The organism is Wolbachia endosymbiont of Drosophila barbarae, from assembly GCF_044752445.1.
Taxonomy (GTDB): domain Bacteria; phylum Pseudomonadota; class Alphaproteobacteria; order Rickettsiales; family Anaplasmataceae; genus Wolbachia; species Wolbachia pipientis.
The window spans coordinates 1-6,585 of sequence record NZ_JBIXJM010000229.1 but is presented as its reverse complement, the minus strand read 5'-3'; the positions used below and the strand labels follow the sequence as shown (position 1 = coordinate 6,585).

The 6,585-nt window shown below is 35.7% G+C and carries 5 protein-coding genes and 4 pseudogenes; 5 read left to right on the top strand and 4 right to left on the bottom strand.

What is annotated here, in order from left to right; translation table 11 throughout:
* Positions 1-228: pseudogene (locus ACIPNH_RS05285) on the top strand (hypothetical protein); the annotation flags it as partial.
* Between the two features lie 114 nt (positions 229-342).
* On the opposite strand, the pseudogene ACIPNH_RS06785 reads toward ACIPNH_RS05285, so the two are convergent.
* Positions 343-519: pseudogene (locus ACIPNH_RS06785) on the bottom strand (WPE palindromic element domain-containing protein); the annotation flags it as partial.
* Between the two features lie 135 nt (positions 520-654).
* On the opposite strand from ACIPNH_RS06785, the gene ACIPNH_RS05275 reads away from it, so the two are divergent.
* From ACIPNH_RS05275 to ACIPNH_RS05260, 4 genes are all read left to right on the top strand, one after another.
* On the top strand, positions 655-1,821 hold the full coding sequence (locus ACIPNH_RS05275) for an aspartate kinase (RefSeq protein WP_400772101.1): 1,167 nt from the start codon (positions 655-657) through the stop codon (positions 1,819-1,821).
* 91 nt (positions 1,822-1,912) lie between these two features.
* Complete coding sequence (locus ACIPNH_RS05270) at positions 1,913-2,116, top strand: IS5 family transposase (protein WP_007549940.1); 204 nt, start codon at positions 1,913-1,915, stop codon at positions 2,114-2,116.
* 158 nt (positions 2,117-2,274) lie between these two features.
* Positions 2,275-2,532: a transposase gene (locus tag ACIPNH_RS05265; RefSeq protein WP_138264905.1), complete on the top strand. Its 258-nt coding sequence runs from the start codon at positions 2,275-2,277 to the stop codon at positions 2,530-2,532.
* A gap of 162 nt (positions 2,533-2,694) precedes the next feature.
* Positions 2,695-2,907 (top strand): hypothetical protein, encoded by a 213-nt coding sequence (locus ACIPNH_RS05260; protein WP_400772099.1) that lies wholly within the window; start codon positions 2,695-2,697, stop codon positions 2,905-2,907.
* A gap of 154 nt (positions 2,908-3,061) precedes the next feature.
* Here ACIPNH_RS05260 and ACIPNH_RS05255 read toward each other — a convergent pair whose 3' ends face one another.
* From ACIPNH_RS05255 to ACIPNH_RS05245, 3 genes and pseudogenes are all read right to left on the bottom strand, one after another.
* The gene (locus tag ACIPNH_RS05255) at positions 3,062-4,978 is read right to left on the bottom strand and encodes an ATP-dependent helicase (protein WP_400772097.1); all 1,917 of its coding nucleotides are present in this window, start codon (positions 4,976-4,978) and stop codon (positions 3,062-3,064) included.
* A gap of 127 nt (positions 4,979-5,105) precedes the next feature.
* Positions 5,106-5,447: pseudogene (locus tag ACIPNH_RS05250) on the bottom strand (WD_0964 family protein); the annotation flags it as partial.
* Positions 5,448-5,508: 61 nt separating this feature from the next.
* Positions 5,509-6,497, bottom strand: a pseudogene (locus tag ACIPNH_RS05245) (IS630 family transposase).
* Positions 6,498-6,585: the final 88 nt, after the last annotated feature.

Below are 6,585 nucleotides of genomic sequence, written 5' to 3'. Positions count from 1 at the left end.
AAAGAATTCGTGTTTAAGGAATTATATGTAAAGTTTTATAACGACTATGGGGAGCATATTCAGAGAGGGCAGATAAAACAAAGGTTAAGGGAGTTAATAACGGATGAAGTCGTAGACGCGGCAATATATTCTAAAATAGATGAAATAGAAATCCCTGCAGAACCACCTACTTATCTTGAAAGAGTAAAAGCATTTTTTGGAGGTCATGCAAGGTCTTCTGCTGCCTAGCGGTTTAATTCGTGCTATATAGCTAAACTAACTTAGATTTACTGACAATTTTAAAACAACAAATTCGTCATTCCGCTACTAGTTAGCGGAATCTATACCGCGAATGAATCCATAGCTGTACGAACATTGTGATTTGAGAGCAATTTCCACAAGGGAGGGTGTCATTCCAGTGCTTGGCACTGGAATCCAGCCTTTATTATGCAGCCACTTGGTTGAAATTAAGTCTTCTGGATCCCAGTGTCTAGGCACTGGGATGACACCATTTGCTGTGCAATTTACCTTCAAAAATGAATGTTCGTACAGCTATGGAATGAATCGTGGTATGACGCGTTAGCTATAGCTTTGTCTTCCCTTTTCTGAATGGCTTGCAAGCTGCTATCTCTACAAAAACTATATTTTTCTTCAGAAGAGAGTTATATTGTAACTATGGACAAAATAATCATAAAAAAATTTGGTGGGACTTCGCTAACTGATTTAAACCGAGTTGCAAATTTGATAAAAAACGATATTGAGAAAGGTTGTAATGTAATCGTTGTTGTATCTGCTGTTGCAGGATTTACTGACCAAATGGTTTTTCAGGCTAGGCAAATCTCAAATTTAAGTTATAGACAAGAGTTATCAGAGTATGACGTTATGCTTTCAGCAGGAGAACAAATCTCTTGCGGTCTATTAGCTATCACTCTCCAATCGATCGGAGTTAATGCTAAATCGTGGCTTGCCTGGCAGTTACCAATTGTAACTGATGATTTTTATTCTGAGTCTAAAATAAAAACAATAAAGATTGAACGTGTGAAAAGATCTTTTGCTGAGGGTTATACTGCTGCGATCATTGCTGGTTTTCAGGGTATAAATGATGATAGAATCACTACTTTTGGAAGAGGAGGCTCTGATATATCAGCAGTTGCCTTCGCGGTAGCCTTTGGTGTTAGAACTTGCGAAATTTTTACTGATATTGATGGAATATATACAGCAGACCCGAGAATTGTTCCAAAGGCACGCAAGCTCAAATTTATCTCTTACGATGAAATGTTGGAAATGTCGTCATCTGGTGCTAAAATATTGCATAATCGTTCAGTACAACTTGCAATGAAACATGACATTAAAGTGCAAGTGCTATCCACTTTTAAGGAAGTAGAAGGCACCACAGTGCTACACAAAAGGGAGGTACTAGAGAGATACTTAATTACTGGAATAGCTTATAGCACTAATGAAGCTCTTGTAACTTTCACTAACCTTGCAAATAACTTGCGCACTTTAAGAGACATAGCAGGAGCAAACGTTAAAATTGATATGATACATGGGTCAAGTTTTGTTATCTCCAAATTTGATATTGATTTAATGGAAAAGTTACTGAATAAGAATGAAAATTATGCTATAAACAATAATGTAGCTAAAATTTCAATAATTGGTATTGGTGTTATGTCTAACACTGAAGTGATGCACCGCACACTCAAGGTTTTAAGCGAAAAAAAGATAGAAATACTTGCTATCACAACATCTGAAATCAAAATCAGTATAATTGTTCAAAAAGAATGCGCTGTAGCTTTAGTCAAAGATTTACATACTGAGTATGAGCTTGATATGCAGCACTAGGATAGGCTTGACGTCCAGTTGTCTAAGAGTATGTCTTGAAAAGGAATGAGGAAAAAAATATGATAGTGTAAGTAAAAAATAGGAGGGAAAATTGTATCCAAGTGATATAAGTGATAAGGAATGGGAAATTTTGGAGCCACATGTTGCACAAGGAAAGATAGGGAGGCCAAGAAAGCACAATATCAGAACAATTATTAATGCAATAAGGTATATAATGAGAGGTGGTTGTCAATGGAGAATGCTGCCGAAAGATTTTCCTCCATGGAAGACGGTGTATGACTATTTTCTCAGGTGACATAGTAATGGCAAATTGGAAAAAATACATAATATGCTAGTAAAAGAGGTAAGAAAAATGTTTGGTAAAAATGAAACACCTTCAGTAGGAATAATTGACAGTCAATCAGTAAAAACCACTCAAAAAGGGGATCCAGAGGATATGATGCTGAAAAAAAAATAAAGGGTAGAAAACGTCATATTGTTGTAGATACAGTGGGCTTAATTATTGCGGCTGATGTTCATAGTGCAAGTGTTCAAGATCGTGATGGTGCTCTAAATCTTTTCACTCAAGCTAAATACAAGGCTCCAACTTTACGTAAGTTTTTTGCTGATCAAGGATACATAGCAAAACCGCTGTTTATTGGAGACAGGATACGATTACCAAGAAAGCTGTTGATGTTACAGGATTTTTCGACAATCTGGACCACAATTTAGCACTGCAGGCTATCAAGAAGCACACAGACTGCAAATGGGTCATACTGTATGTTGAAAGGTGGATGAAATCCCCTATTCAGCAAGCAGATGGCAGTAAGGTAGTTAGGGAAAAAAGGAGTTCCGCAAGGAGGTTCAATAAGCCCAATCATTTCAAACATATTTATGCACCATGCATTTGATATATGGATGAAACAAAATCACCCAACAGTACCATTTGAAAGATATGTGGATGATGCGATAGTGCACTGCAGAACTAAAAGACAGGCAGAATTTATGCGAGCAGCAATTGAAGAAAGATTGGCACAATGTAAGCTAAAATTGCAACCTGATACCAATACCATTCCAAAACTCCATCATTATACTGCCTTAGTATAACCTTCTCACTTCTATTGTCTATTTGTTTGTTATGTAATAGAAATTGGTATGAGATTGAAGAATTAAGTGTGAACGGTTACAGAATTTTTGCCAGGAGAAACATATAGTTAAAGTAATTCAGATTTGTAAGATATGTTTATCTGCAATTATAGCTTCAACAGTAGGCAATGTTGCTTTTAATTACCTCAACATTTTCTCTTGGCAATTCTTTAATGAACCGAGAAGTGCGCATCGGTTGCCACTGGTTGTTAATTTCCCTCCTATCTGCACATGAAATGATTAACCTTTCTTTGGCTCTGGTTATGCCAACATATGCGAGTCTCCTTTCTTCTTCTAAAGCTTTACCACTTTTGTCATCAAAAGATCTTTGATGAGGAAATAATCCCTCTTCCCAACCAGGTAGAAACGCGCACGGGAATTCAAGTCCTTTGGCTGCATGAAGAGTCATAACATATACGGTGTCATCGTTATTCATATTATCCACTTCCATCACCAAACTTATGTGCTCCAAGAAAGTTGTGGCATTATCGAAATTTTTTAAAGATGAGATGAGCTCCTTGACATTTTCTATTCGTGCTAAGCCTGTTACCTCCTCATTTTCAAGCATTTCAATATACCCTGATTGGTTTGCTACGATTTTAACGAATTCATGCAGTGGTTTTACGCTTACTATTTCTTCCCAAGCTTTAATTTTATTTAAAAAATCATTTAGTGAGAGTTTAATTCTTTCGGTTACTTGATTACTATTAACTAATATTTTTGCTGCCTCAAAAAAAGAAATTTTGTTATCCTGAGCAGTCGTGTATATTTTCTTTAGAGTTGTAGCTCCTATGCTTCTTTTTGGCCGGTTTACGATCCTTTCGAAAGCTAAGTCATCGTTATTGTTTGTAACGAGTCTTAAATATGCAATTATATCCCTGACTTCCTGACGTTCGTAGAATTTTACGCCACTTATAATCTTGTAGGGAATTGAATATTTTATAAAATACTCTTCGAGAACTCTAGTTTGAAAAGTGGCCCTTACCAGCACTGCAATGTCACTAAATCTGTATTTATTGAGCTTTAATATCTGTTCGCTTATGAACCTTGCTTCAGCTTTTCCGTCCCATAATTTTATTAGATTTACCTTTTCCCCTTCAATGTTTGTTGTCCACAATTTTTTTTCTAAGCGAGTCTTATTGTGATTGATAACATATGACGCAGTTGCAAGTATGTGGGATGTTGACCTGTAGTTACACTCTAGTTTAACGGTTTTTGCATTTTTAAAATCATCAGAAAACTTCAAAATATTTTCAACTTCTGCACCACGCCAACTATATATCGACTGGTCATCATCTCCTACACAGCAAATATTTGAGTGCTCTTTTGCAAGGTATTTTAGCCAAAGATATTGTATCGCATTTGTATCTTGATATTCATCTACCATGACATATTTAAACTTGTTTTGGTAGTAGGACAGAACTTCGGTCTTTTGATTAAAGAGTTGTATGTTATATAGCAATAAGTCACCAAAATCGACAGAGTTAAGGAATCTCAACCTTTCCTGATACTGGTGATAGACTTTGAGTGCAGTTACGTACACTGGCCTAAATGATTGAATATCTTCCACTTCAGATGGCAATAAGCACTTCTCTTTCCATTGCTGAATAATATTCATAATGGTCTTACATTTTTCTGATAGGTAATCAGGGCTTATTTCATTGATAATATTTTTTATTACCTGTAATTGGTCATCCACACCAATGATTGTAAAATTGGGGTTTAAGCCCACAATTTCTGCGTGCAGGCGCAAAATTTTTGCTGCAATTGCATGGAAAGTGCCAAGCCATGGTATGTTTGTGCCCGTTAGCTCAAGTACCCTTGATACCATCTCATTTGCTGCTTTATTTGTGAATGTAACAGCTAATATTTCATCAGAATAAGCGTGACCATTTCTAATTATGTGTGCTATTCTTGAAGTAATCGTTCTTGTTTTTCCGGTTCCGGCTCCTGCCAATATTAAAACCGGTCCATCTATGTTAGTTACAGCTGATTGTTGTTCTGGATTTAGCAGTGAGAGATAATCGTTCATCGTAGCCCTATAGATTATAACTTCGTAAAGTTAAACCTATGATTGAAATATTGTAAAGGTTTTATTGAATAGAACAGTTAAAGAATGCTTCACTCAAGTACTACATATTTAAACGTAGGTTTTACATCTATTTTGTTTTAGTAGTTTCAGGTGTATGTCGAGTAACAACAACTTGATTTGAGGTATTGGCACCAGAACTTCTGCTTGTTGGGTGGATAAGTGGAGTTTGGAATGGCTTATATGTACGGTTTAGTTCCTTCATTTCTATTTCTTCAACTTCAACAAGGGGTTTTTCTTTTGGGGTATAGCGATTATGCGTTGCAGGTCGTTCAGTGAGATTTTCATATGTTTCTTTCAACCAAGTTCCGATATCATACATAAATCCATACGCTTTTTCTTTAAATTCTCTCAATGATCTACTGAAACTTGCTAGTGTGTTATTAAAGTAAATTGTCATATAGTCTCTTGTGGTGTATTGATAACTTTCTCCATCTAGTCTGCTACTTTGTGCGTTATACCAATTCTCATTACTAGTGAATCAAATAAGCGGCATTGCAGAGTTTTTTAATTGTGGAGTGAGAAAGAGAGGTAATAAATTTGCACAAAGCGCTCTCAAGCAAAGCAATTGTGTCGTAGATTTTGTTACGCAAAATGTTCTGTTTTATATATAACCAAAACCTCTCAACAGGATTGAGGTCAGGTGAGTATGGTGGTAGGTATATAATGTCGATATTTTTAGGTACTTTTAAATTTTTTGACTTATGCCAACTAGCACAATCCATGATAAGAAATGCCTCCCTTGTTCCTAAATATTGTGACATCTGCTCAAGGAATATATTCATACAATCAGTATTGACGTTTGAGCTAGAACTTTCTCCATTTCTGGGATTAACTGCACTATAGAGATAAAAATTTTGCCTACCTAGTTTTACCTTAACCTGTGTCCTAATGCCTTTTTTAAACCACCCGTGTCCAATCTTTGAATGTGTGCCAAACCGCGATTCATCGAAGAAAAATAGCTCTTTTTCAGGATACATGACAATAGTTTCATTAAGATTTTTTTTTAAATTCCTCTTGTTTACTTTTATCTTGTCCGTTATGCACTGGTCTTGGTGTGATATATGAGAATTTCATTCTTTGCATATTACGGTGTACTGTAGATTTGCTGATATTCAAACCAAACTTTTCTTGAATTCTTATTTTCATTTCTTTTATAGTAATATTAGGGTTTTCCTCTATCCACACCTCAACTTGTTCACATTGACTTTGATTCAATATAGTTTTTCTACGGCGTTGAGGCGGAGCAAATAATTTTTCTTCTCTGCCAAATTTTAGGTCATGCAGTAAGTGCCTTTCTTGAAATGCAGCATATCTTTGCTACGGCTGTTATACTGTGCTTTTTTGCTGCAATTACAGCATTTAGTTTTTTTGCAACATATGCGTTATTTCTTACTTTCTTCAGCATTTCTTTTGCTGATTCCACCACTTTTTCATCCAATAATTTTGATCTTAATGCCATTTAAACCTCGCTACTTTACTTACTTCAGTATGGCTTTTTTTCTATTATTGTCTATCCGTTACTTGTGTAGCGGGAATTGGTATTAGAA